Below are 23,911 nucleotides of genomic sequence, written 5' to 3'. Positions count from 1 at the left end.
GTTCCGTCCTGCAGGGAAATCTGATGGTTTCGACCTATCTGAGCTATAATCTCGTCAATCGTGACATCAAGGCGAGTCTCAATCGCACTGAGTCCGACCCTGTGGTTGCGCGCCAGACGGAGTATTTCAAGGAAAACATCAGCAAGGTCACGACGCTCGAGGAATTCCTCGACGACTACCAGCTCTATTCCTATGCGATGAAGGCCCATGGTCTCGAAGAGATGACCTATGCCAAGGCCTTCATGAAGAAGGTGCTGGAAAGCGACCTTTCGGATGATGCCAGCTTCGCCAATCAGCTGACTGACGAGCGCTACCGCAACTTCGCCGCCTCCTTCCAGTTCTCGGCGGAAAAGACCGATCTGCAGACCGACGCACAACAGGCAGAGATGCTCCAGAAATACGAGGCCTCGCTGACCGCCCAGGGCGACACGCTTGAGGCCGAGGCCTTCTATTACGAGACGATGATCGACAAGGTCACCAATGTCAGCGGTCTGGTCAACAACAGCCGCCTGATGACCTTCGCGCTCGATGCCTATGGGATCGACGGAACCTATTACACCAAGGACCACCTCACCCAGATCCTGACCAGCGACACCTCGGATCCGGACAGCTACGTCAATCAGATGGTCGCGAACGGCGCGGCCAATGCCTCGAGCTTCCTCAAGCTCGCCCAGGCCTTCAGCTTCAATACCGACGGCACCCTGTCAGGCACGACCGCCCAGACGGCGGCGCAGAAGGAAGCGATCGTCTCGCTCTATGTCGAGGAAGAGCAGATCTACGTCACCGACTACTATCGTCAGCGCGAGCGCGCCTATTACGAGCAGAAGATCTCGACCATCACTTCGGTCGATGAGCTGACCGCAGACACGCGCCTGTTCAACTACGTCAAGACGGCTTTCGAACTCGGCTCCATGGGTGCCTCGACCTTCAAGCTGATCGTCACGAGCGACACCTCCGATCCGGCCAACTATGCCGCCACCAATGGTGGCGATGCCTGGGTCGCCATAGCAGGCAAGTTCAACTTTGCGAGCGACGGCACGGTCGACTCAGGCATGACGGCTCAGGGCTCGACGCAGCTCGCATCGACCAATTCGGGCTTTGCCACTTTCTATGACGACGCCGATCTCGAGCGCAAAGACGCCCTGACCGAACTCTTCAAGACCAATATCGCCGAGGTCGAAAACGTCGATGCGCTGCTCGCCGACACGACCATGCGTCTTGTCCTGCAGCGCACTTTCGGCTTCGAGGCCAACGAGTTCTCGGTTCGTGAGCTGAAGCAGGCGCTGACCAGCGATTTCACCGACCCGAATAGCTATGCCAACAAATCGAAGGACAGCCGTCTGATCGAGATGTCGAAGCTGTTCAACTTCGACAGCGAAGGCAATGCCGCGGTGCCGCTGGCGCCCCACAATACGCTGACCGCGACGATGATCGCCAAGCAATATGTGATCAACGAGGTTCGCTTCCTCGAAGGCACCGAGAAGACTTCGACACAGGAAGCCGCGACCAAGAAGGCAGAGAATTACCAGGAGAAGATCCAGTCGATCGACACCGTGTCCGAGCTGCTCGCGGATCGCGAAGTGCTCGACGTGGTCATTGGCGCCTTCGGTCTCGATCCCGAAGAGGTGACCGACGACTTCCTCAAGCAGGCCTTCGCTTCCGATCTGTCCGACCGCAAGAGCTTCGTCAACCAGCAGACCGACAATCGCTGGGCCGAGCTCGTCGCCTCCTTCAATTTCGATGCGAGCGGCAATCTGACCCGCCAGACCATGGGCACGATTCAGCAGCGCGGCGAGACCATGGAGACGGTCAACAAGTATCTGCGCCAGACACTGGAAGAGACCGAGGGCGAGAGCAACGAAGCCGTCCGCCTGGCGCTCTATTTCCAGCGCACCGCGCCGACCATCACCGATGCCTACGGTCTCATCGCCGACGACGCGCTCATGGCGGTCTTCCGCACCACCTTCGGCTATTCGGACGAGTTCTCCAACATGGATGTCGACCAGCAGGCGCGCATCATCGGCGAGAACATGGAACTGTCGGATCTTCAGGATCCGGCCAAGCTGGAGCGTTTCCTGCAGCGTTATTCCGCCATGTACGACACTGAAAACGCCACCTCCAACAGCCCAGCGCTTTCCATCCTGAGCGGTGGAAGTGCCGGCATCTCTGCCGATCTCCTCTTCAGCCTGGCACAGCTGAAAGCCTGATCACGACCTCTCAACGCGACCCGCCGGCTCTTGTCGGCGGGTTTGTTTTTGGCTATCGATATATCCATCGGGATATATCGAATGGGAGGCGAACTTGGTCAGGTCTTTCAAGCCAATCACCGCCGCATTGTTTGCGGCATGGGCGGTAGCAGCGGCAACAGCATTTGCAGCACCCGCCCGCGCGCAAGACCCTGTGACCGTCTTTGCAGCCGCAAGCCTCAAGGAAAGCATCGAGCAAGTGGCCACGGCCTGGAAGGCCGCAGGCGGTACGGATGTCAGGTTCTCCTTTGCCGGAAGCTCGGCCCTCGCCAAGCAGATCGAAGAGGGTGCGCCAGCGGATATCTTTATCTCGGCCGATCACAAATGGATGGATCACCTCGATCAGGCTGGCCGCATTAAGACCGAAAGCCGTATCGATCTGCTCAGCAACCGCATCGTGCTCGTAGCCCCGAAGGACTCGGTGCTGACGATGACCATCGCTCCAAATTTTCCGCTCGCCACCCTTCTCGGTGATGAGCGCCTCGCCATGGCCAATGTCGATGCCGTCCCCGCCGGGACCTATGGCAAGGCAGCACTCGAAACCCTCGGTGTCTGGGAAAGCGTGAAGGACAAGGTCGCGCAAGCCGAGAACGTCCGGGCCGCCCTGCTGCTCGTCTCACGCGGCGAGGCGCCGCTCGGCATCGTCTATGAGACGGATGCGAGGGTCGACCCATCCGTGAAAATCCTCGACCGTTTCCCCGAGCAGAGCCACCCGGCAATCATCTATCCGGCGGCCCTGACCACGGACGGAAAGAACCCTGCTGCAGCCGACTTCCTGGCTTACTTGCGAGGGGCAGACGCCCATGCCATCTTCGCCGCCGCCGGCTTTACCGTGCTTGCCAAGACCAACTGAACCCACCTTGACCATGCATCCGGGATGCCCCTTTTGACCCTGACGGCTGAAGAATGGACCGCGATGCTGCTCAGCCTGAAGGTTGCGGCTGTGGCCGTCACCTTCTCGCTGCCGCTGGGGCTTCTCGTTGCCTGGCTGCTGTCGCGCAAGGACTTCTGGGGCAAGTCGCTTCTGAACGGCCTCGTCCATCTGCCCCTCATTCTGCCGCCCGTTGTCACAGGTTACCTGCTGCTGATTACGTTCGGCAGGCGGGGCACGGTCGGCGCCCTCCTCGAACAAACCTTCGGCCTCGTCTTTTCCTTCCGCTGGACAGGTGCAGCACTCGCCGCCGCCGTCATGGGCTTTCCGCTGCTGGTGCGCTCCATCCGCCTGTCCATGGATGCCGTCGACCGCCGCCTGGAAGCCGCTGCCGCGACCCTCGGCGCTCCGCCGGCTTACGTCTTCTTCACCGTAACCCTGCCGCTCATCCTGCCGGGCATTGTGGCCGGCGCGATCCTCGCCTTCGCCAAGTCGATGGGCGAGTTCGGCGCAACGATTACCTTCGTTTCCAACATCCCCGGCGAAACCCAGACGCTGGCCTCGGCAATCTACACCTATACCCAGGTGCCGGGCGGTGACCTCGCCGCCATGCGCCTGACGGTGATCTCCATCGTCCTCTCGCTAGGTGCCCTGATTGCCTCCGAATTCCTCTCCCGGCGCATCGCCGCCCGCGTGGGAGCCACCTGATGCTGGAGCTCGCAATCCGTCACCGTCAGGGCGACTTCACGCTTGCAGCCGACCTGACGCTGGGCGAGGGACTGACGGCCCTCTTCGGCGCCTCCGGTTCTGGCAAGACGACGCTGATCAACATCGTCGCCGGCCTGATCCGCCCGGAGGAGGGGTGTATCACCTTCAACGGCGAGGTCTGGAGTGATGCTTCGACCTTCCTGCCGCCGCACCGCCGCCGTATCGGCTATGTCTTCCAGGAGGGCCGTCTCTTTCCGCATCTGACGGTTCTGCAGAACCTCCGCTACGGCGAACGCCTCCTGCCGCGCACGGAGCGTCGCGAGGATCTCGACCGCATCGCCACTTTGCTTGGAATCGCCGACCTGCTCACCCGCCGCCCGGCAAATCTCTCCGGCGGCGAAAAACAGCGCGTGGCCCTCGGCCGTGCCCTGATGGCAAGCCCGAAGCTGCTGTTGATGGACGAGCCGCTGTCGGCGCTGGACAGCGGCCTCAAGGCGCAGATCCTTCCCTATATCGAGCGCATCCGCGACGAATTCGGCGTGCCGATCCTCTATGTCAGCCATTCCGTTGAGGAGGTGGCGCGGCTCGCCAATGCAGTGGTCACCTTTGCCGATGGAAAAGCGCAGGCCGTCGGCAGACCCGACGAGGCCTTGGCGACTGTTGCCCGCGCTTCCGGCGATCTTCCGGCTGGCAATTTCATCGAGGCCGAGATCACCGGTCACCATGAGGAAGACGGCCTCACCGAAGCGCTTTCGCCCGCCGGCCCCCTTCTTCTGCGGCGAACCCATCTGCCCGTGGGCACCCGTGTGCGCGTCTTCGTTCCCGTCTCCGACATCGTCGTCGCCACCGAACCGGGAGAAGGCCTCTCGGCCCTCAATCGCCTCTCGGGTCATGTTGTGGCAGTGGGGGATGGGGCGGGCGGAAGTGCAACCATAACAGTCGACTGCCAGGGCCAGACGATGGTGGCCGAGGTCACGCGTCGTTCCCTGCGCCAGCTGGCGCTTGCACCCGGCAAGCCGGTACATCTTCTGTTCAAGACCGTCTCGATTGCCTCGGAAGGCCTGTTCAGGCGGGCCCTGGGCTGAACGAGGCTGACCACCCTTCAGCCGTCGTCTTCGACCTTGCGTCCTTCGGCAACGAAATCCACGGCCTCGACACTCTGGAGCCAGTCCAGATCCGTCGAGAGCGCCTTGCGGCTCTCCGCATCCATCCGTCGGCAGGCGCCGAGCAGCGTCTCGCCGAACGGCGTCAAACCCGCGCCGCCACCGCTTTTGCCACCGTGCCGGGTGAAGATCGAAGGCTCGCGGAACATGCGGTTGATCTCGTCGGCCAAAAGCCAGGCCCGCCGATAGGACATGCCCATCGCGGCACCCGCGGCCCGGATCGAACCATGCTCCTCGATCAGCGCCAGAAGCTGTGCCTTGCCCGGCCCGAGCCGGGCGCCATTGGCGAGATCGATCCGGAGCGAAAGGCGAGGGGAGCCGGTCATCGGATCAGCCGATCACCTTGCCGGGGTTCATGATGCCGGCCGGATCGAAGGCCTGCTTGATGCGGTGCATCAGCTCGGTTTCGATGGCCGGACGGCTGGCCGCAAGCTCGTCGCGCTTCAATTGCCCGACACCGTGTTCCGCCGAGATCGAGCCGGTATGTTTGTGAACGACCGCATGCACCATGGCATTCACCTCCCGCCAGCGCGCGATGAAGGCGGCCTTGTCGGCGCCGACGGGCTGGCTGATATTGTAATGGATGTTGCCATCGCCCAGATGCCCGAAGGCGCAGATGCGGGCATCCGGCATCAGCGCATGCACCGCAGCGTCGGCCTCCGCAAGGAAAGCCGGGATGCGCGAGATCGGCACGGAGACGTCATGCTTGATCGATCCACCCTCGGGGCGTTGCGCCTCCGACATGCTTTCGCGCAGGTGCCAGAAGGCATCCTGCTGGGCGATCGAACTGGCGATCGCCGCATCTGACACCAGTCCAGCCTCGTGCGCCTCGGCGAGCAGCTCGTGCATCATGGCGTCTGCTGCCTCGGCAGAATCCGAGGTCGAGATGTCGACCAGCGCATACCAGGGATGGATGGAGGCCAACGGATCGCGCACGCCGGGGATATGCTTCGTGGTAAATTCGATGCCGATGCGCGGCATAAGCTCGAAGCCGGTCAGTGCCGATCCGCAGCGTTGCGAGGCCTTTTCGAACAGTGCGAGCGCCGCATCCGGCGATGCAAGTCCGACATAGGCCACCTGCCGCCCGCGCGGACGCGGCACCATCTTCAGCACGGCGCCAGTGATCACGCCAAGCGTGCCCTCCGCGCCGATGAAGAGATCGCGCAAGTCATAGCCGCTATTGTCTTTCTTCAGCCGCCTCAAGCCATCCCAGATCTCGCCCGTCGGCAGAACGACTTCCAACCCAAGGCAAAGCTGGCGCATATTGCCATAGGCGAGCACGGCCGTTCCGCCGGCATTGGTCGCAAGATTGCCGCCGATCCGGCACGAGCCTTCGGATCCCAGCGACAGCGGAAACAGCCGGTCATGCGCCTCGGCCGCCTTCTGCACATCGGCAAGGATCGCCCCACCATCGGCGACGATCACGTCGGCAACCGGATCGACTTCCCGGATCTTGTTCATTCGCTCCAGCGAGAGCAGCACGTCGTGTCCGTCTTCGCGCGGCACTTGCCCGCCGACAAGCCCGGTGCGGCCGCTGACCGGCACGATCGACGTCCCCGTCTCGGAGGCGAGCTTGAGGATGGCTGAAACCTCGTGCGTCGAGCCGGGCTTGAGCACCAGCGGCGAGGCGCCGTGATAGAGCCCCCGGTTCTCCATCAGATAGGGCTTGATATCATGGGCGGAGGTCAGCGCATTGGCCTCGCCGACGATGTCGACAAAGGCGCGCAGACGCTCAGCAAGGCTCATGGTCACGGTCATCTCAGTCATCCCTCGGTCCCGCGGGGTGCCGCCGCCCGCATCAGCCGGTCGTTGATCGCTTCGCCCAGGCCCTCGTCCGGGATCGGTGCCACGGCAATGCCCGCAGCCCCGCTCGCATCCGCACGCTTCAGAAAATCGAAGAGATTGCTGGCGGCCTCGGCAAGGTCGCCATCGGGGCTGAGGTTGAACACGGCCGTTGCGGTCGATGCTCCGGATATGTCGTCGGACCCGAAAGCGATCAAGGCTTCCGCGCTCGACACCTCTGTCGCATTCAGTCGCACCGAAGCGTTGGGCGCATAATGCGAGGCGAGCATGCCGGGCGCTTCGATCGCTGCAGTGCCGGACGCCTTGGGCCGGATGACGGTCTTGCCCGTTACCGCTTCGATCGCCTCGGCCTCGATCCCGCCGGGTCGCAGAAGCCGGATCTCGCCGTCCTCGACCTTCACGATCGTCGATTCCACCCCGACGGGGCAGGGGCCGCCATCGACGATGACCTCGATCTTCTCGCCGAGATCGGCCTCGACATGGTGAGCGGTGGTTGGGCTGATGCGCCCGGATGAGTTGGCGCTGGGTGCAGCAAGTGGGCGCCCCAGGCTGCCGATGAGCTCTGCTGTAAACCCGACGGGTACGCGAATGCCGACAGTCTCGAGCCCTGCCGTGGCCAGCGGGTGGATGCCGCAGTTCTCTTTCAGCGGAAGCACCAGCGTCAGCGGCCCGGGCCAGAAGGCCTCGGCCAGCTTGCGCGAGATCGGGTCGAACACGGCATAACGCTCCGCCATGGCAAGATCCGCCATATGGCAGATCAGCGGGTTGAAGTGCGGGCGCCCTTTGGTCTCGTAGATGGAAGTGATGGCTGCCGGATGGGTGGCGTCGGCGGCAAGCCCGTAGACGGTCTCTGTGGGGATGGCCACGGGCCGATGGCGCAACAGCACGTCGGTGGCAGCTGCGATCGCCTCCGCTCTGTCCGTATCTGTTGCGATCGGGATGATCCGCGCCATGTCTCCGAGCCTTCCAGTCTGCCTTTGCCCGTCCATATCCCGAGCCGGGCAAGGCGGCAAACCTCTTTTTCGGCGCAAGCAACCCCAGATTCCACCCTATTTTTTTAAGGGGGTGCGTAAACCGTTCGAATTTTAACTACCGACGTAACCGAAAGAAAGAGTTGTTCGCCTATGGTTTAGCCAAGAGACTGAAAAGCGTCATTCGGGGAAGTGGACAGATGCAGCAAGTCAAGAATCCGGCCGCAAGCATTGCGCTACGCGTCGCGACCGCCATGCATCAGATGGGCATAGACGGTCTGCCGCGCAATTACGAACTGGTCTACGAGGCCTATTCGGGCAGCAATCCGGAACTCGTGCGCGAATTCATCGCCCTCGGCAAGATCAAGTCCCAGGAAGCGCTCGACGAACTCGGCCGCAAATATCTGCCGCATCACCACGAAGACGGGCTTCTGAGCCGCCAGAATGGCCAGGTTCGCGCCGAGATGAGCAACTTTATCTCGCTCCTCAACGAGGAGAAGATCTCGCTCACCGATTACGGCCGCGTCATCGGCCATGCCTCCAAGACCATCCTGACGGAAGCCGATCTCGAAGGCACGCCGCTTGGCCAGTCGATCAAGATGCTGAAGGCGGCGACCGAAAAGCGCGCCCACCAGAACAGCAATGTCGTGCGCGCCGTCGTCGACAAGACGGCATCGCTCGCCGACCTGCAGCGTGAGGCGGAAGAGGCCGAAGCCGCGAAGTTCGTGGATCCGGTCACCCGCCTTGCCAGCCGCCGCGCCTTCAACAAGGCCGTCGCCAAGATCTATGCAAACCCGGAAATGCCGGTGCTCTGCGGCGTCGCGATCGGCGAGATCGACGATTACGCCCGCATCCAGGAGCAGATGGGCCCGGCTGTTGCCGAGCGCTTCCTGATGCAGGTCGCCAAGGTGCTGGAAGCCGTGTCCGGCGGTGGCGATCTCGCCTGCCGCTTCGATGCCGGCCGCTTCGGCCTGCTGCTCTACACGTCGGATCAGGAAGAGATCAGCCGCGTCGTCGATCTCGTTCGCGCCAAGCTCAAGGCCACCAATTTCGTCGGCTCGTCGACCGGTGCCCGCATGGGCCAGCTCGGCATGTCCTTCGGCATCTGCTTCTCCGAGCAGGCCCCGAACGCATTCGACTTCACCAACTTCGCTGAAAAGGCGCTCGCCACCTCGAAGGCAGCCGGCGGCGACACCGTGACGATCTACGGCGCAAGCGACTATGTGTCAAAGGATTGGCTGCTCTACAAGAAGAAGCCGGTCGGCGGTTTCGGCGCCTGAGCGTCGAACTCCACGCTCAAAGCTTTGCGATGATCTTCCTGAGCTCGGCGTCTCGTGCGCCGAGCATCAGCACGTTCCGCAGCGCCTCTTTCGGATCCACCGTCTGGAACAGCAGGCCATTGTTGCGGAACGAACGGTCGATAGCCATCGACTTGGCCTCCGCCTCAGGCTTGATCGCCACGGCGAAATACATCCGTCCGTAATTCTGCTTGATCTGCTCGAAGAACACCTCTTGACCGCCAAGCTCGGCAAAGAAATTGGCGATGTAGAAGGCCCATTTTACATCGGCATATTGCGCGAAATTCGTGCGCGCCGCCGTCACATGACAGTAGCCGAGATGCGGGCTGTTGTTCAGCGTACGGTGGAAGATGACCTTGGGAAACTTGATCGAGCGATGGAAGCCGTTAATCCGCTCGTGAGTTGTCTCTGCCGCCCGCTCAAGCCGCCGACCCGTCCGTGCCGCCACCTCCTCGTAGGAAAGATAGCGTCGCTCGTCCGGCAGCCAGTCCTCGCGGCTACGCGAGATCCGACCGGTTCTGAGGAACTCGGTATGGACTGCCTTTGAGGATGGCGGCGTTTTCGTTTCCGCTTTGGGAGCCGCGTAGTATCTCAGTTTCTGCATCTTGACGCTCTGACGTACCCGGACTGATTGCTTGAGCTTAGCGCAGCATGGTTAATCATGATTTGATGGTATTCTACATGAGCGAGGTTTCGCGAGGCTTGCCGCACTGCAAATCTTGAAAGCCGCCCCCTGATCGCGCGTTTGCGCCATCCCGTCTTCGGGAATTTCTTTGCTTCTACTCTACGCCACGGAAATTGCAGGAGAATTCGTCTCCCTCTGTTTTCACGGGCATTCTGTCGCCATGTCGCAAACGATTTCGGGCGTGTCGTTCCGCAATGCAGCGTCGGCCTGCGCCCTGTGATTAGATAATTGTGAGCTCGAGGTGCTGTCACTCTAGGGAGGGCGGGAAATCGGGAAGCCGGTCGAAATCCGGCGCTGCCCCCGCAACGGTGGTGGAGAATGCGTTTTGGCAAAAGGCCACTGGGGGTGACCCTGGGAAGGCGCCGACGCGGTCCGCAAATGGACCACTCCTGAGCCCGGAAACCAGCCTCGGCAGATGGACATTTGAGGTTGCGGAGGGCGACCGGAGATAGCCATGCAAACCGCCTTCCCAGGGCGATGGCAGGCTGTGCTCTTTTCTCCCCCGAGTTTTGAAAACGAGGACGACATGGACCTGCAGGCCAACGTGCTGCGCCAGCTGAAGAACCGCCGCGAAGGCTTCTCGCTCGAGCAGCCATTCTATATCGATCAGGATTACTTCAAACTCGACATGGAGATGATCTGGTATCGCGACTGGCTGTTCATCGGCCATGACTGCGAGATCCCGCGCGCCGGCAACTACTTCACAGCCCAGATCGGCGATTACCCTGTCGTCATCGTGCGCGGCAAGGATCAGGCCATCCGCGCCTTCCACAACACCTGTCGCCATCGCGGCCACCGCGTCTGCACCAAGGACAAGGGTGCCGCTGCCAAGCTCGTCTGCCCCTATCATAACTGGACCTACGACCTTGACGGTTCGCTCGTCTTTGCCCGCCAGATGGGCGAGAACTTCGACAAGGCCGAGTTCGGCCTGAAGACCGTCCATTGCGAAAGCGTTGGCGGCTACATCTTCGTCTGCCTCGCCAATGAGGCCCCCGACTTCGCCCCGATGCGCGCTTCCATCGAGCCGTATCTTGCGCCGCATCGCCTCTGGGAAGCCAAAGTAGCCCACAAGAACACGATCATCGAGAAGGGCAACTGGAAGCTCGTCTGGGAAAACAACCGCGAGTGCTACCACTGCGCCAGCAACCATCCCGAACTCTGCCGCACCTATCCGGAAGCCCCGACCGCAACCGGCGTTCAGGGTGCCGGCGATGACCCGTTCATCTCCGAGCACTGGGCGCGCTGCGAGGCCGCAGGCCTGCCGTCCACCTTCAACATGGACCCGACTGGCCAGTTCCGTACCGCCCGCATGCCGCTGATCCAGGATGCCGAGAGCTACACCATGTCCGGCAAGCGCGCGGTGAAGAAGCCGCTCTCCGCCGATGTGCCGATCAGCCATATCGGCACCATGCTGCTCTTCCACTACCCGACGACCTGGAACCACATTCTCGGCGATCACGCGATCTCCTTCCGCGTTCTGCCGCTCTCGGCCGAAGAGACGGCCGTCACCACCACCTGGCTGGTGAACAAGGATGCGGTCGAAGGCGTCGATTACGACCTCGAAGAGCTGACCCATGTCTGGAACATGACCAACGATCAGGATCGCTCAATCGTCGAGGAAAACGCCTTCGGCATCCGCTCGCCGGCCTATGAGCCCGGTCCCTATTCCGTCGATCACGAAGGTGGCGTCATGCAGTTTGTCGAATGGTATTCCAACTTCATGACGGGCCGCCTTCAGGGCGACAAGGCCCGCCTGTCTGCGGTGGCTTGACCATGAACATCGCCGTCACCCAGTATCGCCATGTCGACGAAATGCGCCCCTGGTCCGACCGGGAGCATCTCCTCGAATGCGTCGCCGTCACGCCGGAAGCCGCCGACGTGATGACTTTCACCTTCAAGCCGAACAAGCCGAACCTGTGGTTCCGCTACATGCCAGGCCAGTTCGTGACGCTGGAGGTCCCGGTCGGGCCTGAGCCGGTGATGCGCACCTACACGCTCTCCTCCAGCCCCTCGCGGCCCTACACGGTCGCGGTAACGGTCAAGGCGCAGAAGGACAGTATCGGCACGCGCTGGATGTTCGACAACCTGAAGCCCGGCATGGCGCTGAAGGCCTTCGGTCCGCTCGGCGACTTCTCCTATGCCAAGTATCCCGGCAAGAAGTATCTCTTCATCTCGGCCGGCTCCGGCATCACGCCGATGGTGTCGATGACCCGCGACATGAGCGACCGGGCCCCCGACAGCGACATAACCTTTTTGAACTGTGCCCGCTCGCCTGACGATATCATCTTCCGCTGGGAGCTTGAGGCCAAGGCCCGCGAGATGCCGCATCTGACGCTTGGCTTCATCGTCGAGCAGGTCTCGCGCGGCCAGCTCTGGTCGGGCCTGAAGGGCCGCATCGACAAGGCGAAGATTGCGCTTCTGGCACCCGACTTCCTCGAGCGTACCGTCTTCTGCTGTGGCCCGGCGCCCTTCATGGCGACCGTGCGCGAAGCGCTCGAAGGTGCCGGCTTCGATATGAAGCAGTATCACGAGGAGGCCTTCCAGCCGGTCAAGCCGGAACTGCCGGAAGTGGTCATCTATGCCGATGGCGAACAGCCGACCAAGGTCACCTTTGCCATGTCCGGCAAGGACGGTCTTTGCGCGCCGGGCCACACGGTTCTGCAGGCGGCCCGTGCGGCGGGCGTCCGCATCGGGGCGGCATGTGAATCCGGTCTCTGCGGCACCTGCAAGGTCATGAAACTGTCAGGCGAGGTCGAGATGGACCACAATGGCGGCATCCTCGACGACGAGATCGACGAGGGCTACATCCTCGCCTGCTGTTCGCGGCCCAAGGGCGATATCGAGATCGAAGTCTGAGCCGACGATCTCAGATCAATTGCGTGTGAAAAGAGGGCGGAACCGCAGCGGTTTCGCCCTCTTCCTTTTGCATGATGGCGCGACGGCGCACCTGCCACTTGCAGCCGCTTCTCTGGCCGTTTAGCATCTTCTGGTGGAGGCTGCCCGACCGCTGTCGCGGTCCGGCCAGGCGTCGGCCATGAGGGTCGGCGCGGGCGATGGGTGGCTCCGGGTCAAGGGGGATCACGCATGAAGCTTGTTTCTGCTCTCGCTGCCGCATGCCTCGCCGTTGCCGGTGTCATGGTGTCGGGTCCTGAGGCGCATGCCGGCGGTATCGAAGTCCGCATCTATGAAAGCCATACCAGCTACCGGCACTATCAACGCGTCACCGTCGTGTCGCGCCACCAGGGCCATCGCGCGCACGGCTATCGGCTGCACCGCCCGGGCTATGTCTATCACAACGGCCTCTGGATCTCGCCGCGCTCCATGCGGTCAGGCGTCATCGTCGATCGCCCCATCCCGCGCCGCCATGTGGTGAATTACGCCGGCGGCATCAATCCGCGTCACCACAGCTGGTGCGCCGAACGCTACCGGTCCTACCACTGGCGCAGCAACACCTTCCAGCCGTATCACGGCCCGCGCCAGCAGTGCTACTCGCCCTATTATTGAGGCTCTAAGGAACAAAACCTGGCTTTCTCCGTTGACGGTCACTTGCGCGCGCAAGTGGCCTCAAAGCCTTGGCGCGCGAAGCGCGGGTCATGAACGACATGTTAATTTTGAGTTCAGGCTGGCTCCAATAAGTTGATTTTCATAGGTCGAGGGACGGGTTTCGCCCGCCCCGGACGACCCTGAAAACATGCAGGGAGAAACACCATGAAGACTGCATTGAAGACGACGGCCATAGCAGCGCTCGCGTCGATCCTCGCCATCACCGGCATGGTCCCGGCCCAGGCTCAGGTCATCCGCCCGGTGGCTCCGATCGCAGCGACCACCGATGCCACAACCGTTCAGTATCGGGACCGCTACGAGCGCCGTTTCGACCGTCGCATAGAGCGCCGTATCGATCGCCGCATCGACCGCTACGAGCGCGCTCGCTACTGGAATGGCCACCGCGGTTACAGCGAGCGCCGCGCGGGCTACCGTTACCATAACGGCTACTGGTATCCGCTCGCAGCCTTCGCAGCCGGCGCCATCATCGGCGGTGCGATTGCCCAGCCGCGTCCGGCGCCCGTCGCTCCGCGCGCAGCAGGCCTCAACCCGAGCCACTACGACTGGTGCCAGGCTCGCTATCGCTCATACGACAGCTACTCGAACACCTTCCAGCCGTATAACGGCCCACGCCAGCAGTGCCTGTCGCCTTACTATTGATCGACCGTGCTGACTGATCCGGCTTCCTCGAGAGGCCGGAAAGGGTTAACATCGAACCGCCCCGGCCCCGTGCCGCGGGCGGTTTTTTCGTAAGCCCGATCCGCCTGTTTCCTAACGGCAAAATCACCGCGTTAACCATTTGTTAACCAAATCGGCGCTACTCCTTTCATCAACGATTTGTTTACGTAGATGACCAAAGTGCTAACCGAACCCCGCTCCATCCGCATCAAGGGTAGATCCTTCCTGGCCGTCGTTCTGACGCCGGATCCGCCGTTCGACGACTGGCTCGTCCGGCTCGACGATCTCGCGGCTCGCTCGGCCGGTTTCTTTCTCGGTCGCCCCGTCGTTCTCGACGTGTCCGAGATCGAGATCGACCGTCCGCAGCTGAAGGCGCTGATCGCCGAACTCGCAGCGCGCAACGTCTCGATCATGGGCATCGAGGGTGGTCGCCCGTCGCTGGTCGAGCCGGGCATGCCGCCGCAGCTGAAGGGTGGCAAGCCCGCCGCCGACTACGAGGTGCCGCGCGAAGAAGCGCCTGAAGCCTCGGACGCCAAGCCCAAGGGCAAGGCGGAGAAGCAGCCGGCAGAGCAGGCACCGCCGCAAGTGGTGGTGCAGCAGAGCCCGGTTTCGGCCCCGTCGATGATCGTGCGCGAAACCATCCGCTCCGGTCAGTCGGTCATCTACACCCAGGGTGACGTCACGGTCATCGGTTCGGTCCAGTCTGGCGCCGAAGTGATCGCCGGTGGCTCCGTCCATATCTACGGCGCGCTGCGCGGCAGAGCACTCGCCGGATGCGTTGGCAATGCCGACGCAAGGATCTTCTGTCGTAAGTTCGAATCCGAGCTGGTTGCAATCGACGGCGTCTACGCGATGACCGACGACATGGATCCAGAATTGAAAGGGCATCCAGTTCAGCTTTGGCTGGAGGGGGATGCAATCATGACAGAGAGAATGACGTGAACTTGAGCGGGGACAGACAGGAGAACCACATGGGCAAGGTTATAGTCGTGACATCCGGCAAGGGCGGGGTCGGCAAGACCACCTCGACGGCCGCTCTCGGTGCAGCGCTGGCACAGCGCAATGAAAAAGTCGTCGTCGTCGATTTCGATGTCGGTCTTCGCAATCTCGATCTGGTGATGGGCGCCGAGCGCCGCGTCGTCTACGATCTGGTCAACGTGATCCAGGGCGATGCCAAGCTGCCGCAGGCGCTGATCCGCGACAAGCGCCTGGAAACGCTCTTCCTGCTGCCCGCCTCGCAGACCCGCGACAAGGACAACCTGACCGCCGAAGGCGTCGAGCAGGTCATCAACGAACTGAAGAAGTATTTCGACTGGATCATCTGCGACAGCCCGGCCGGCATCGAACGCGGTGCGACGCTTGCGATGCGCCATGCCGATATGGCCGTCGTCGTCACCAATCCGGAAGTCTCCTCGGTCCGCGATTCGGACCGCATTATCGGTCTGCTCGATTCCAAGACGCTCAAGGCCGAGCGCGGCGAGCGCATGGAAAAGCATCTCCTGCTCACCCGCTACGACGCCGTTCGCGCCCAGCGCGGCGACATGTTGAAGGTCGATGACGTGCTCGAGATCCTGTCGATCCCGCTGCTCGGCATCATCCCGGAAAGCATGGACGTGCTGCGCGCCTCCAACATCGGCGCTCCGGTGACGCTGGCCGACGCCCGCAGCGCGCCTGCGCTCGCATATTTCGACGCTGCCCGTCGTCTGGCCGGCGAGACCGTTCCGATCACCATCCCTGGCGAGAAGCGTGGCCTCCTCGACAAGATCTTCGCGCGGAGGGCCGCATGAGCATTTTCTCCCTGTTCCGCAAGCAGCGTTCCGCCCCGATGGCGCGCGAGCGACTGCAGGTCCTGCTCGCCCATGAACGGGCGTCGCTGGAAAGCGATCTGGTGGCTATCTTGCGTGAGGAAATCCTCGCCGTGATCGCCAAGCATGTCGAATTCGATCGTGACAAGGTGCAGATCAAGATGGACCGCGACGAAGACGTCTCGATCCTCGAGATCGACGTCGAGATCCCGCGCAACGCGCAGCGCCTAGCCGCCTGATCTGACGATCTTTTGCAATGAGAAAGGCCGCCGCCGGTATCCCCGGTCGGCGGCCTCTTCGTATGCTGGAAGGGCAGGGCGGTTATCCGCCCTGCCGCCAATCCCGAGATCAGCCGATCAGCGCATTGTCGTCATGCTTGATGGCAACAATCGTCGAGCGCGGCAGCTTGCCTTCGCCATCCGGGAAGGGGGCGGAGGGGTGCTGGATGCCGACGAACATGGTGCGCTTGTCGGAAGACCAGGTCATGCCGGTTACTTCGCCGCCCTTCGGGCCGGTCAGGAAGCGCTCGATGCGGCCCGTTGCCGGATCGCCCGCGAGCATCTGGTTGTTGCCCTGGCCGACGAAATCGCCTTCGTTCGAATCTTCGCCGTCCGTCTGGATCCAGAGCAGGCCGGTCGAATCGAACATCATGCCGTCAGGCGAGTTGAACATGTTGCCAGAATTGATGTTGGACGAACCCGCATAAGGGCTGTCCTTGTGCACATCGGGATTGCCGGCCATGACGAACAGGTCCCACTTGAACTTGCCATCGGCATGGTCGTCATTCTCAGGATACCAGCGCACGATCTGGCCAAACTCGTTGCCTTCGCGCGGGTTGACGGCATTGATCTCCATCACGTCGCCACCGGCATTCGTCCGCATCTTGCCGTCTTTCAGGACGGCACGGTTCGAATTGTTGGTAAGCGCGCAATAGGCTTCGATGGCGACCGGGTTGACCGCGACCCATTCGGGACGGTCCATGGTGGTGGCGCCGACCTTGGACGCGGCCTGGCGGGTGAAGACGCAGATCTCGTCCATCTTCATGCCGGTCGTCTCTTCCGTCAGTGCCAGCCATTCGCCGGTGCCTTCGTCGGAGAACTTGGCGACGTAAAGCATGCCCTCGTCGAGCAGCTTGGACGTGTCGCCGCCCGGCACGTAGATGCCGTTTGAGACATACTTGTAGAGGAACTCGCCGCGCTCGTCATCGCCCATATAGACGACAACGCGACCGTCACGGGCCACGACCACAGCGGCGTTCTCATGCTTGATGCGGCCGAGTGCAGTGCGCTTGATCGGGGTCGAAGATGCATCCGACGGATCGATCTCGACGACGTAACCGGCGCGGCGTGGCTCGTTCGGGTTCTTCGAAACGTCGAAGCGCTCGTCGAACTTCTCGTAGCCGTAGCGGGTCTCGGCTGCGATGCCGTAGCGCTTAAAGTCGTCGGGCATCGCGAAGTCGGCGACGGTCGAGCCGAAATAGCCGTTGAAGTTTTCTTCGCAGGTGAGGTAGGTGCCCCACGGCGTCTTGCCGGCGCCGCAGTTGTTGAAGGTCCCGAGACAGTCGACACCATTGGGATCGGCAGCCGTCTTGACCAGTTCGGAGCCGGCAGCCGGACCCGAGAGCTTCATCGGCGTGTTGTGATGGATGCGACGGTTGAACGGGCTGTCGACAACGATCTGCCAGCCGTCGGCGCCTTCGGTCACTTCCATGACGGTAACGCCCTGCATGTTCTGCAGGATCTTCACGTCGTCCATCGACTGCGGCATGCCTTCCGGCGCGTGCGGCAGGTTGGTTTCGTTGTTGACGTATTCGTGGTTGACCGCGATCACCTGATGATTGCCGATCGCAAAGGCTTCCATGCCGTCGGTGTTTTCACCGAAGACCTTGTCCGAATTCGCAAGCGAAACACCCTTCATCGGATCGATGTCGGAGGCGGTCGAAAACAGCGGCTGGCCCCACTTGGCAAGCGGCTTCCAGCTATAGCCTTCAGGCACATGCACGGTCGCGTCCGTCTGGGCGGCGATCGGCTTGAACGGGAAGCGCGAAGCGGCTTCCTGCGCGACGGCTGAGGTCGAGCTCATCAGGTTGCCGACCGAGCCCATGGCAACGGCAGCCGAGCCCATGGCCAGCACGCCGAGGAATCCACGACGCGAGATCGCGCGTTCGACGACGCGGTCGAAATCGGTCACGGCCGGCGGCGGGTTGTGCAGCTCGTCCCACTCGTCCCAGGACAGGTGATTGGTGTTGGTCTCGGTCATCGCTGAGCCTCCTATGGGTTGAAGTTCACCTCGGACTAGCCATCGCGGGTAACAGTCATGTGACGAAATCCGGGCAAGCCAGTGCATCGCAAATTGCTCATTGAGGAGACCCGAGGATGGCAGCGATCCTCTCATCTTCAAGTCCTTGTCGCTGTTTGTCTTTCCGGGGAGGTGCCGTCGATCCGCGCTTCCGTCGCTGCCCGGCTTTCACGCATCTTTGTTTGAGGCTTCGCCCGCGAACTTCTGGTGCCCCCATTTCGATGGTGGACGAGACCTCCTGCCGCATCCAAAAGATTTGACGTTTACGTAAAAATCAATTAGCCAAAGGGAAGAATGTGCCGCGCTTCCTGGGTGGAGACTGGGCGTGGCTTTGGACCATACGCCAGTTGGAGGAGCACGTCATGTACAAGGCGCCCGTTGAAGAGATCGCGTTTACCCTGAAGCATGTCGCGGGCCTGACCAAGGCCATCGAAGACGGCAAGCTAGGCGAGCTGAGTGACGATCTCGTTGATGCCATCCTCTCCGAAGCCGGCCGTTTCGCCAGTGATGAAGTCGCTCCGCTTGCCGAAATCGGCGACAAGCAGGGCGCCCGCATGGTCGACGGCAAGGTCTTCGTTCCCGATGGCTGGGACAATCTCTACCGCGCCTGGGCCGAAGGCGGCTGGAATTCTCTGACAGCGTCGGAAGACTTCGGCGGGCAGGGGCTTCCCCATATGCTCAATGTCGCCGCGCTCGAAATGTGGAATTCCGGCTCCATGGGCTTTGCCCTCGGACCGACGCTCACGATGGGCGCCGTCGATGCCGTGACCGCCCACGGCTCCGACGAGTTGAAGGCGAAGTATCTGCCCAAGATGGTCTCCGGCGAATGGACCGGCACCATGAACCTCACCGAGCCCCATGCCGGCTCGGATCTCGGCGTCATGAAGTCCCGCGCCGAGCGCCGCGATGACGGCACCTACCGCATCTTCGGCCAGAAGATCTACATCACCTGGGGCGAACACGAGATCACCGAGAACATCATCCATCTCGTTCTCGCGCGTCTTCCCGATGCGCCGGCCGGCACCCGCGGAATCTCGCTTTTCCTCGTGCCCAAGTATCTTGTGAACGACGACGGCTCGATCGGCGCCCGCAACGATCTCCACTGCCATTCGCTGGAGCACAAGCTCGGCATCCACGGCTCGCCGACCTGCACCATGATCTATGGCGACGGCAAGTATGGCGATGAAGCCGGCGCGATCGGCTGGCTGATCGGCGAGGAGAATAAGGGCCTCGCCTGCATGTTCACCATGATGAACAATGCCCGTCTGGCCGTCGGCATGCAGGGCGTCGCGATCTGCGAAGCCGCGACCCAGAAGGCCGTACAATATGCCAAGGACCGCACCCAAGGGAAGGCTCCCGGCTGGACCGGCTCCGGCATGTCGCCGATCATAGAGCATCCGGATGTCGCCCGCATGCTGGTGACCATGAAGGCGCTGACCCAAGGCTCGCGCGCCATCTGCTATGTCTGCGCCCACGCGACCGACATGAGCCATCACGCCGACGGCGACGAGGCCCGCCATTGGGCCGAGCGCGCGGCCCTCTTGACCCCGATCGCCAAGTCCTTCGCCACCGACGCCGGCGTCGATGTCGCCTCGCTCGGCATCCAGACCCATGGCGGCATGGGCTTCATCGAGGAAACGGGCGCTGCCCGCTACTGGCGCGACAGCCGCATCGCCCCGATCTACGAAGGCACCAACGGCATCCAGGCCGCAGACCTCGTCACCCGCAAGCTGCCGCTTTCCAACGGCAACCATGTCCGCGGTTACATCACCGAGCTCAAGCAGGTGGTGAACGCGGTGCGCGCCTCCAATCTCGAAGGCTTCGGCGACACCGCCGCCCGCCTTGACGCGAGCCTTGTCGATCTCGAAGACACCACCGAATGGCTGCTCTCGCAGCTGGCCGCAGGCAACGCGTCCGCAGCACTGGCAGGTGCCACACCCTACCAGCGCCTTTTCGGCCTCGCTTTGACCGGCGTCTACCTCGCCAAGGGCGCCCTTGCCGACGAGGACCATGGCCGCGACAACCGCCTGGCGCTCTGCCGCTTCGCCGCCGAGAACCTGATCGCCGAGACGGCGGCGCTGAAGGATCGTGTGGTCAATGGTGCCGCGAGCCTGGAAGCGGCACGCGCGCTGTTTGCCTGATCTCCCACCTCCCCCTTGAGGGGGGAGGTCGCCGCAAAGCGGCGGGTGGGGGTGACCCTGCCAAAACCAGCATATGTCGTTGTTCACCCCACCCCGGAGCTGCGCTCCGACCCTCCCCCTCAAGGGGAGGGTGGGGACCACCCGAGGAAGCCGAGATGACCGACCACATCCAGATCACCCGCCCAGAAGCCCATCCCGGCGTCCTCGTCCTGCGCTTCAATCGCCCGGACAAGAAGAACGCGATCACGCAAGCCATGTACCAGAAGCTGACCGCAGGTCTGCTGGAGGGCGAGCAGGACGACACGATCCGCGCCATCGTCTTCCTCGGCACTGAGGGCTGCTTCTCCGCCGGCAACGACATGGCCGATTTCCTGGGCTTCGCCATGGCTGGCGCTGTCGGCGAACCCGCTGCCTTCGGCCTCCTGCGCGCGCTGACCGAAGTCACGAAACCTCTGGTCTCCGGCGTCGACGGTCTCGCAATCGGCATCGGCACGACGCTGCACATGCATTGCGACCTGACGGTGGCCTCCGACCGCAGCCTGTTCAAGACGCCCTTCGTGGACTTGGCGCTCGTGCCCGAAGCCGCCTCCAGCCTGATTGCCCCGCGCATCATGGGCCACCAGCGCGCCTTTGCCATGCTCGCCGCCAGCGAAGGCTTCTCCGCTGAACAGGCCCGCGAGGCAGGCCTCATCTGGAAGGTCGTCGCGCCGGATCAGGTCGAGACTGAGACCCTGAAGATCGCCTCCTCGCTCGCGTCCAAGCCGCCTGCCGCGATGAAGATCGCCCGCGCTCTGGTGAAGGGCAGCGCCGACGAGGTGCGAACCCGCATGCAGGAAGAACTCGTACATTTCGTCGCCCAGCTGAAAAGCGCCGAAGCGCGCTCTGCCTTCGAAGCCTTCATGAAGGGCCGCGGATAAAACAGTCGGCCGTAAGTGAGGCCTACTTATTTTTCCGGTTTCGCTTAAACACCCGTTAAATCCTGCGGGGTATCTGTGAAGGAGCGGCAAATCGACCGTTCCTGCACCATGATGGTGCCGTGATCACACAATGCCCCGTGACCCCTCCCGCCGAAGTGGCGCGAAGAGTTTTTGCAGGACCGTATCGTGAAGACCAGTTCCAACCTGATGACCAAGATCCTGGTGGTCGCCTCCCTCGTGGTGGTTGCCGCTCTCTCCGGTTTCTCTTTTTACATTGACAGTCTGCAGCGCAACGCGACAAGCGCCGCCGTCAAGAGCGAGATCGATAGCTCCGGTCTCCAGGCCTCTCAGAGTATCGCGAACTGGCTGGGCGCCCGTGTGATGCTGACCGAGCTTGCCGGCAACGCCGCAGCCAAGGCGCCCGATGCGGCCGCCATCATCGCCGCCTTCGACAATCCGGTCCTGATCCGCGAATTCATGTCGACTTATGTCGGCGACGAGCAGGGCGTCTTCACCAGCGTGCCGAACCAGCCGCTGCCGGAAGGCTACGATCCGCGCAAGCGCCCGTGGTACCAGGACGCCGTCAAGGCGGACAAGATGGTCCTGACAGACCCCTATGCCGACGCTTCGACCGGCAACCTGATCATCAGCGCTGCCATTCCCGTCAAGAAGGACGGCAAGCTCTACGGCGTCGCGGCCTCCGACTTCTCGCTGACCTCGCTCGTCGACATGGTCAACTCGGTTGACATGGGCGGCAAGGGCTCCGCTTTCCTCGTCAAGCAGGACGGCACGATCCTCGTCCATCGTGACGGCAACCTCGTCACCAAGACGCTAAAGGATGCCTTCCCGAACCAGACACCCGCAGTTGGCGCCGGCATCACGGAAACCACCTTCGCCGACGCCAATGTCCTCGTCTCCTTCCTGCCCATCAAGGGCCTGCCGCGCGAAGACTGGTATCTCGGTGTCCAGATCGATCGCGATCTCGCCTTTGCGGCGATCGGCGAATTCCGCACGGCCGCAGCCGTCGCCACCCTCGTCGGCGTTGTCGCGATGATCGGCATTCTCGCAGCCCTCCTGTCGGGCCTCGTCGTTCGTCCGGTGGTCCAGATGACCGGCGTCATGGGCAAGCTCGCCGGTGGCGACGTCTCCGCAGAAATCCCCGGGACAGCGCGCAAGGACGAGATTGGCCAGATGGCCGCTGCCGTTGCCGTCTTCCGCGACAACATCATCGAGCGCGGTCGCCTTGCCCGCGAAGCGGATGAAACCCGCACCATGACCGAACAGGAGCGCCGCGAGCGCGAAGCCGCAAGGACGCGCGAAGCAGAGCAGGTCTCGTTCGCGGTCCACTCGCTGGCTGACGGCCTCGGCCGTCTGGCAGATGGCGACCTCGTCTCGCGCATCGAAACGCCCTTTGCCGGCGACCTCGACCGCCTGCGCGTCGACTTCAATGCCTCCGTCGAAAAGCTGCATGATGCGCTCGCCACCGTCGGCCGCAATGCCCGCGCTATCGATGGCGGTGCTGCCGAAATCCGCTCCTCTGCCGACAATCTCGCCCGCCGCACCGAGCAGCAGGCAGCCTCGGTCGAAGAGACGGCTGCAGCCCTTGAAGAGATCACCACCACCGTCAAGGACAGCGCCCGCCGCGCCGAGGAAGTCGGCCAGCTGGTCACCCGTGCCCGTGCCGGTGCCGAAAAGTCAGGCGAAATCGTCGAAAAGGCCGTCGATGCGATGCAGGGCATCGAAAAGTCTTCCGGCGAGATCTCCAACATCATCGGTGTGATCGACGAAATCGCCTTCCAGACCAACCTGCTCGCCTTGAACGCCGGTGTCGAAGCCGCACGTGCCGGTGAAGCCGGTAAGGGTTTCGCCGTCGTCGCCCAGGAAGTCCGTGAACTCGCACAGCGGTCTGCGAACGCTGCGAAGGAGATCAAGACCCTGATCAGCGCCTCCGGGACCCAGGTCAAGCACGGCGTCGAACTCGTCAACGAAACGGGCAAGGCGCTCGACGTCATCGTCCGCGAGGTCCAGGAGATCAACGGCCACGTCAACGCCATCGTCACCGCCTCGCGCGAACAGTCGACCGGCCTGCAGGAGATCAACACGGCCGTCAACACGATGGACCAGGGCACGCAGCAGAACGCCGCCATGGTCGAGGAACAGACGGCGGCCAGCCACGGCCTCGCCCAGGAAGCGGCAGCGCTCACGGCTCTGCTCAACCAGTTCCGTATCGACGAGCGCGCCTCCGGCACATCGTCCGGCCACCGTCGCGCCGCCTGATCAGGCGCACTTGCCTAACCCTGGAACGGCGCCCGCGTGGCGCCGTTTTCCGTTTCAGGCAAGACTTGGTTCAGCCTGTGTTCAGTCTTTGCCGCTACTCTCGGCAACTCTGGGCCATCTAGGGCGTTCGGTTTTAGCTGCGCGTCCCATCTGATCGCGGTCCGTCGAAATCGAGCCGTCCTATCGAGGTTTTCATGTTGCGTTTGTTCTGTGTCGCACTCAGCCTGCTGTTCATCGTCTCCCCATCATCGGCCGAAACGCTGGCAAGCGGCCACGCTCCCTATGTGCTGATCAATGATGCCAATGGCGTCATCATCGAAAGCCAGAAGACCCCGCGTCAGACGCAAGGCGTCCGCCCGCAGCGGTATGTCTGTGTCGTCGATCAGTCCGGCAGCGTCGGTGGCGGTGGGCAGGTGTCTTGCCCGGCAAAACCCGGTCGCGTCGGCGGCCGCTGCCGCTGCGCCAACGTCACCGGTTCCGGAACGCTTCTGACCTACTGAATGGCCA

General features: G+C 62.6%; 21 protein-coding genes and 1 riboswitch. Of the genes, 16 read left to right on the top strand and 5 right to left on the bottom strand.

Annotation, left to right across the window (positions count from 1 at the left end):
• The first annotated feature begins 23 nt into the window (after positions 1 to 23).
• The 4 genes from AC02Y0_RS13785 (at position 24) to modC (ending at position 4,910) form a co-directional block, all read left to right on the top strand.
• Positions 24 to 2,207, top strand: a complete 2,184-nt coding sequence (locus AC02Y0_RS13785; protein ID WP_476379462.1) for a DUF1217 domain-containing protein — start codon at positions 24 to 26, stop codon at positions 2,205 to 2,207.
• Between the two features lie 94 nt (positions 2,208 to 2,301).
• A complete protein-coding gene (gene modA, locus AC02Y0_RS13780; protein WP_476379461.1) occupies positions 2,302 to 3,099 on the top strand; it encodes a molybdate ABC transporter substrate-binding protein in 798 nt (265 codons plus the stop codon).
• 24 nt (positions 3,100 to 3,123) lie between these two features.
• On the top strand, positions 3,124 to 3,825 hold the full coding sequence (gene modB / locus AC02Y0_RS13775; protein ID WP_476379460.1) for a molybdate ABC transporter permease subunit: 702 nt from the start codon (positions 3,124 to 3,126) through the stop codon (positions 3,823 to 3,825).
• Positions 3,822 to 4,910, top strand: a complete 1,089-nt coding sequence (gene modC / locus AC02Y0_RS13770; RefSeq protein WP_476384036.1) for a molybdenum ABC transporter ATP-binding protein — start codon at positions 3,822 to 3,824, stop codon at positions 4,908 to 4,910. The genes modB and modC overlap by 4 nt, the downstream gene beginning before the upstream one ends.
• Before the next feature lie 17 nt (positions 4,911 to 4,927).
• Here the strand turns inward: modC and AC02Y0_RS13765 are convergent, their stop codons facing one another.
• Genes AC02Y0_RS13765 through AC02Y0_RS13755 form a run of 3 tightly spaced genes read right to left on the bottom strand, consistent with a single transcriptional unit; the run spans position 4,928 to position 7,744 of the window.
• Positions 4,928 to 5,314 (bottom strand): winged helix-turn-helix domain-containing protein, encoded by a 387-nt coding sequence (locus AC02Y0_RS13765; RefSeq protein WP_476379459.1) that lies wholly within the window; start codon positions 5,312 to 5,314, stop codon positions 4,928 to 4,930.
• A 4-nt stretch (positions 5,315 to 5,318) separates the two neighbouring features.
• On the bottom strand, positions 5,319 to 6,746 hold the full coding sequence (locus tag AC02Y0_RS13760; protein ID WP_476384035.1) for an FAD-binding oxidoreductase: 1,428 nt from the start codon (positions 6,744 to 6,746) through the stop codon (positions 5,319 to 5,321).
• A 5-nt stretch (positions 6,747 to 6,751) separates the two neighbouring features.
• Positions 6,752 to 7,744, bottom strand: coding sequence for an L-threonylcarbamoyladenylate synthase (locus AC02Y0_RS13755; RefSeq protein WP_476379458.1), 993 nt, complete (start codon positions 7,742 to 7,744; stop codon positions 6,752 to 6,754).
• A 218-nt stretch (positions 7,745 to 7,962) separates the two neighbouring features.
• Here AC02Y0_RS13755 and AC02Y0_RS13750 point away from each other — a divergent pair, with 218 nt between their 5' ends.
• Complete coding sequence (locus AC02Y0_RS13750; RefSeq protein ID WP_102019448.1) at positions 7,963 to 9,042, top strand: GGDEF domain-containing protein; 1,080 nt, start codon at positions 7,963 to 7,965, stop codon at positions 9,040 to 9,042.
• A 16-nt stretch (positions 9,043 to 9,058) separates the two neighbouring features.
• On the opposite strand, the gene AC02Y0_RS13745 is transcribed toward AC02Y0_RS13750, so the two are convergent.
• The gene (locus tag AC02Y0_RS13745) at positions 9,059 to 9,664 is read right to left on the bottom strand and encodes a DUF6656 family protein (RefSeq protein ID WP_102019449.1); all 606 of its coding nucleotides are present in this window, start codon (positions 9,662 to 9,664) and stop codon (positions 9,059 to 9,061) included.
• A 303-nt stretch (positions 9,665 to 9,967) separates the two neighbouring features.
• Positions 9,968 to 10,170, top strand: a riboswitch (cobalamin riboswitch).
• A gap of 101 nt (positions 10,171 to 10,271) precedes the next feature.
• Here AC02Y0_RS13745 and AC02Y0_RS13740 point away from each other — a divergent pair.
• The 7 genes from AC02Y0_RS13740 to minE all read left to right on the top strand — a co-directional run bounded on the left by AC02Y0_RS13740 (position 10,272) and on the right by minE (position 16,010).
• Positions 10,272 to 11,516, top strand: coding sequence for an aromatic ring-hydroxylating oxygenase subunit alpha (locus tag AC02Y0_RS13740; protein ID WP_476384034.1), 1,245 nt, complete (start codon positions 10,272 to 10,274; stop codon positions 11,514 to 11,516).
• A 2-nt stretch (positions 11,517 to 11,518) separates the two neighbouring features.
• Positions 11,519 to 12,601: an FAD-binding oxidoreductase gene (locus AC02Y0_RS13735; RefSeq protein ID WP_476379457.1), complete on the top strand. Its 1,083-nt coding sequence runs from the start codon at positions 11,519 to 11,521 to the stop codon at positions 12,599 to 12,601.
• 228 nt (positions 12,602 to 12,829) lie between these two features.
• The gene (locus AC02Y0_RS13730; RefSeq protein WP_476379456.1) at positions 12,830 to 13,249 is read left to right on the top strand and encodes a BA14K family protein; all 420 of its coding nucleotides are present in this window, start codon (positions 12,830 to 12,832) and stop codon (positions 13,247 to 13,249) included.
• Positions 13,250 to 13,453: 204 nt separating this feature from the next.
• Positions 13,454 to 13,948, top strand: coding sequence for a BA14K family protein (locus tag AC02Y0_RS13725; RefSeq protein ID WP_476379455.1), 495 nt, complete (start codon positions 13,454 to 13,456; stop codon positions 13,946 to 13,948).
• Positions 13,949 to 14,137: 189 nt separating this feature from the next.
• Entirely contained in the window at positions 14,138 to 14,908 is a 771-nt protein-coding gene (minC, locus tag AC02Y0_RS13720; protein WP_476379454.1) for a septum site-determining protein MinC, read from the top strand.
• Positions 14,909 to 14,937: 29 nt separating this feature from the next.
• The gene (minD, locus tag AC02Y0_RS13715; RefSeq protein ID WP_102019455.1) at positions 14,938 to 15,753 is read left to right on the top strand and encodes a septum site-determining protein MinD; all 816 of its coding nucleotides are present in this window, start codon (positions 14,938 to 14,940) and stop codon (positions 15,751 to 15,753) included.
• Positions 15,750 to 16,010: a cell division topological specificity factor MinE gene (gene minE / locus AC02Y0_RS13710; RefSeq protein WP_006726700.1), complete on the top strand. Its 261-nt coding sequence runs from the start codon at positions 15,750 to 15,752 to the stop codon at positions 16,008 to 16,010. The genes minD and minE overlap by 4 nt, the downstream gene beginning before the upstream one ends.
• 109 nt (positions 16,011 to 16,119) lie before the next feature.
• Here minE and AC02Y0_RS13705 read toward each other — a convergent pair whose 3' ends face one another.
• Complete coding sequence (locus AC02Y0_RS13705; protein ID WP_476379453.1) at positions 16,120 to 18,030, bottom strand: PhoX family protein; 1,911 nt, start codon at positions 18,028 to 18,030, stop codon at positions 16,120 to 16,122.
• 401 nt (positions 18,031 to 18,431) lie between these two features.
• Here AC02Y0_RS13705 and AC02Y0_RS13700 point away from each other — a divergent pair, with 401 nt between their 5' ends.
• From AC02Y0_RS13700 to AC02Y0_RS13685, 4 genes are all read left to right on the top strand, one after another.
• Positions 18,432 to 20,210 carry an acyl-CoA dehydrogenase gene (locus AC02Y0_RS13700; RefSeq protein WP_476379452.1) on the top strand — a complete coding sequence of 593 codons (1,779 nt, stop codon included), beginning with the start codon at positions 18,432 to 18,434 and terminating at the stop codon, positions 20,208 to 20,210.
• A gap of 155 nt (positions 20,211 to 20,365) precedes the next feature.
• Positions 20,366 to 21,127 carry a crotonase/enoyl-CoA hydratase family protein gene (locus AC02Y0_RS13695; protein ID WP_476379451.1) on the top strand — a complete coding sequence of 254 codons (762 nt, stop codon included), beginning with the start codon at positions 20,366 to 20,368 and terminating at the stop codon, positions 21,125 to 21,127.
• Between the two features lie 186 nt (positions 21,128 to 21,313).
• Positions 21,314 to 23,404 (top strand): methyl-accepting chemotaxis protein McpU, encoded by a 2,091-nt coding sequence (gene mcpU / locus AC02Y0_RS13690; protein WP_476379450.1) that lies wholly within the window; start codon positions 21,314 to 21,316, stop codon positions 23,402 to 23,404.
• A gap of 194 nt (positions 23,405 to 23,598) precedes the next feature.
• Complete coding sequence (locus tag AC02Y0_RS13685; RefSeq protein ID WP_476379449.1) at positions 23,599 to 23,904, top strand: hypothetical protein; 306 nt, start codon at positions 23,599 to 23,601, stop codon at positions 23,902 to 23,904.
• Positions 23,905 to 23,911 lie beyond the last annotated feature (7 nt).

It is taken from the genome of Allorhizobium sp. nf9_anc, from assembly GCF_056323085.1.
Note: the sequence above shows the minus strand (reverse complement) of the source record. Positions and strands in the feature narration are given on the sequence as shown.

What these genes read in the sequence shown, in the direction of transcription:
- AC02Y0_RS13700 (WP_476379452.1), top strand. Translation starts at nt 18,432, where the DNA reads ATGTACAAGGCGCCCGTTGAAGAGATCGCGTTTACCCTGAAGCATGTC.
- AC02Y0_RS13730 (WP_476379456.1), top strand. Translation starts at nt 12,830, where the DNA reads ATGAAGCTTGTTTCTGCTCTCGCTGCCGCATGCCTCGCCGTTGCCGGT.
- AC02Y0_RS13735 (WP_476379457.1), top strand. Translation starts at nt 11,519, where the DNA reads ATGAACATCGCCGTCACCCAGTATCGCCATGTCGACGAAATGCGCCCC.
- AC02Y0_RS13785 (WP_476379462.1), top strand. Translation starts at nt 24, where the DNA reads ATGGTTTCGACCTATCTGAGCTATAATCTCGTCAATCGTGACATCAAG.
- AC02Y0_RS13705 (WP_476379453.1), bottom strand. Translation starts at nt 18,030, where the DNA reads ATGACCGAGACCAACACCAATCACCTGTCCTGGGACGAGTGGGACGAG.
- AC02Y0_RS13750 (WP_102019448.1), top strand. Translation starts at nt 7,963, where the DNA reads ATGCAGCAAGTCAAGAATCCGGCCGCAAGCATTGCGCTACGCGTCGCG.
- modB (WP_476379460.1), top strand. Translation starts at nt 3,124, where the DNA reads ATGCCCCTTTTGACCCTGACGGCTGAAGAATGGACCGCGATGCTGCTC.
- minD (WP_102019455.1), top strand. Translation starts at nt 14,938, where the DNA reads ATGGGCAAGGTTATAGTCGTGACATCCGGCAAGGGCGGGGTCGGCAAG.
- AC02Y0_RS13760 (WP_476384035.1), bottom strand. Translation starts at nt 6,746, where the DNA reads ATGACCGTGACCATGAGCCTTGCTGAGCGTCTGCGCGCCTTTGTCGAC.
- AC02Y0_RS13695 (WP_476379451.1), top strand. Translation starts at nt 20,366, where the DNA reads ATGACCGACCACATCCAGATCACCCGCCCAGAAGCCCATCCCGGCGTC.
- AC02Y0_RS13745 (WP_102019449.1), bottom strand. Translation starts at nt 9,664, where the DNA reads ATGCAGAAACTGAGATACTACGCGGCTCCCAAAGCGGAAACGAAAACG.
- AC02Y0_RS13725 (WP_476379455.1), top strand. Translation starts at nt 13,454, where the DNA reads ATGAAGACTGCATTGAAGACGACGGCCATAGCAGCGCTCGCGTCGATC.
- AC02Y0_RS13755 (WP_476379458.1), bottom strand. Translation starts at nt 7,744, where the DNA reads ATGGCGCGGATCATCCCGATCGCAACAGATACGGACAGAGCGGAGGCG.
- minC (WP_476379454.1), top strand. Translation starts at nt 14,138, where the DNA reads ATGACCAAAGTGCTAACCGAACCCCGCTCCATCCGCATCAAGGGTAGA.
- AC02Y0_RS13765 (WP_476379459.1), bottom strand. Translation starts at nt 5,314, where the DNA reads ATGACCGGCTCCCCTCGCCTTTCGCTCCGGATCGATCTCGCCAATGGC.
- AC02Y0_RS13740 (WP_476384034.1), top strand. Translation starts at nt 10,272, where the DNA reads ATGGACCTGCAGGCCAACGTGCTGCGCCAGCTGAAGAACCGCCGCGAA.
- minE (WP_006726700.1), top strand. Translation starts at nt 15,750, where the DNA reads ATGAGCATTTTCTCCCTGTTCCGCAAGCAGCGTTCCGCCCCGATGGCG.
- AC02Y0_RS13685 (WP_476379449.1), top strand. Translation starts at nt 23,599, where the DNA reads ATGTTGCGTTTGTTCTGTGTCGCACTCAGCCTGCTGTTCATCGTCTCC.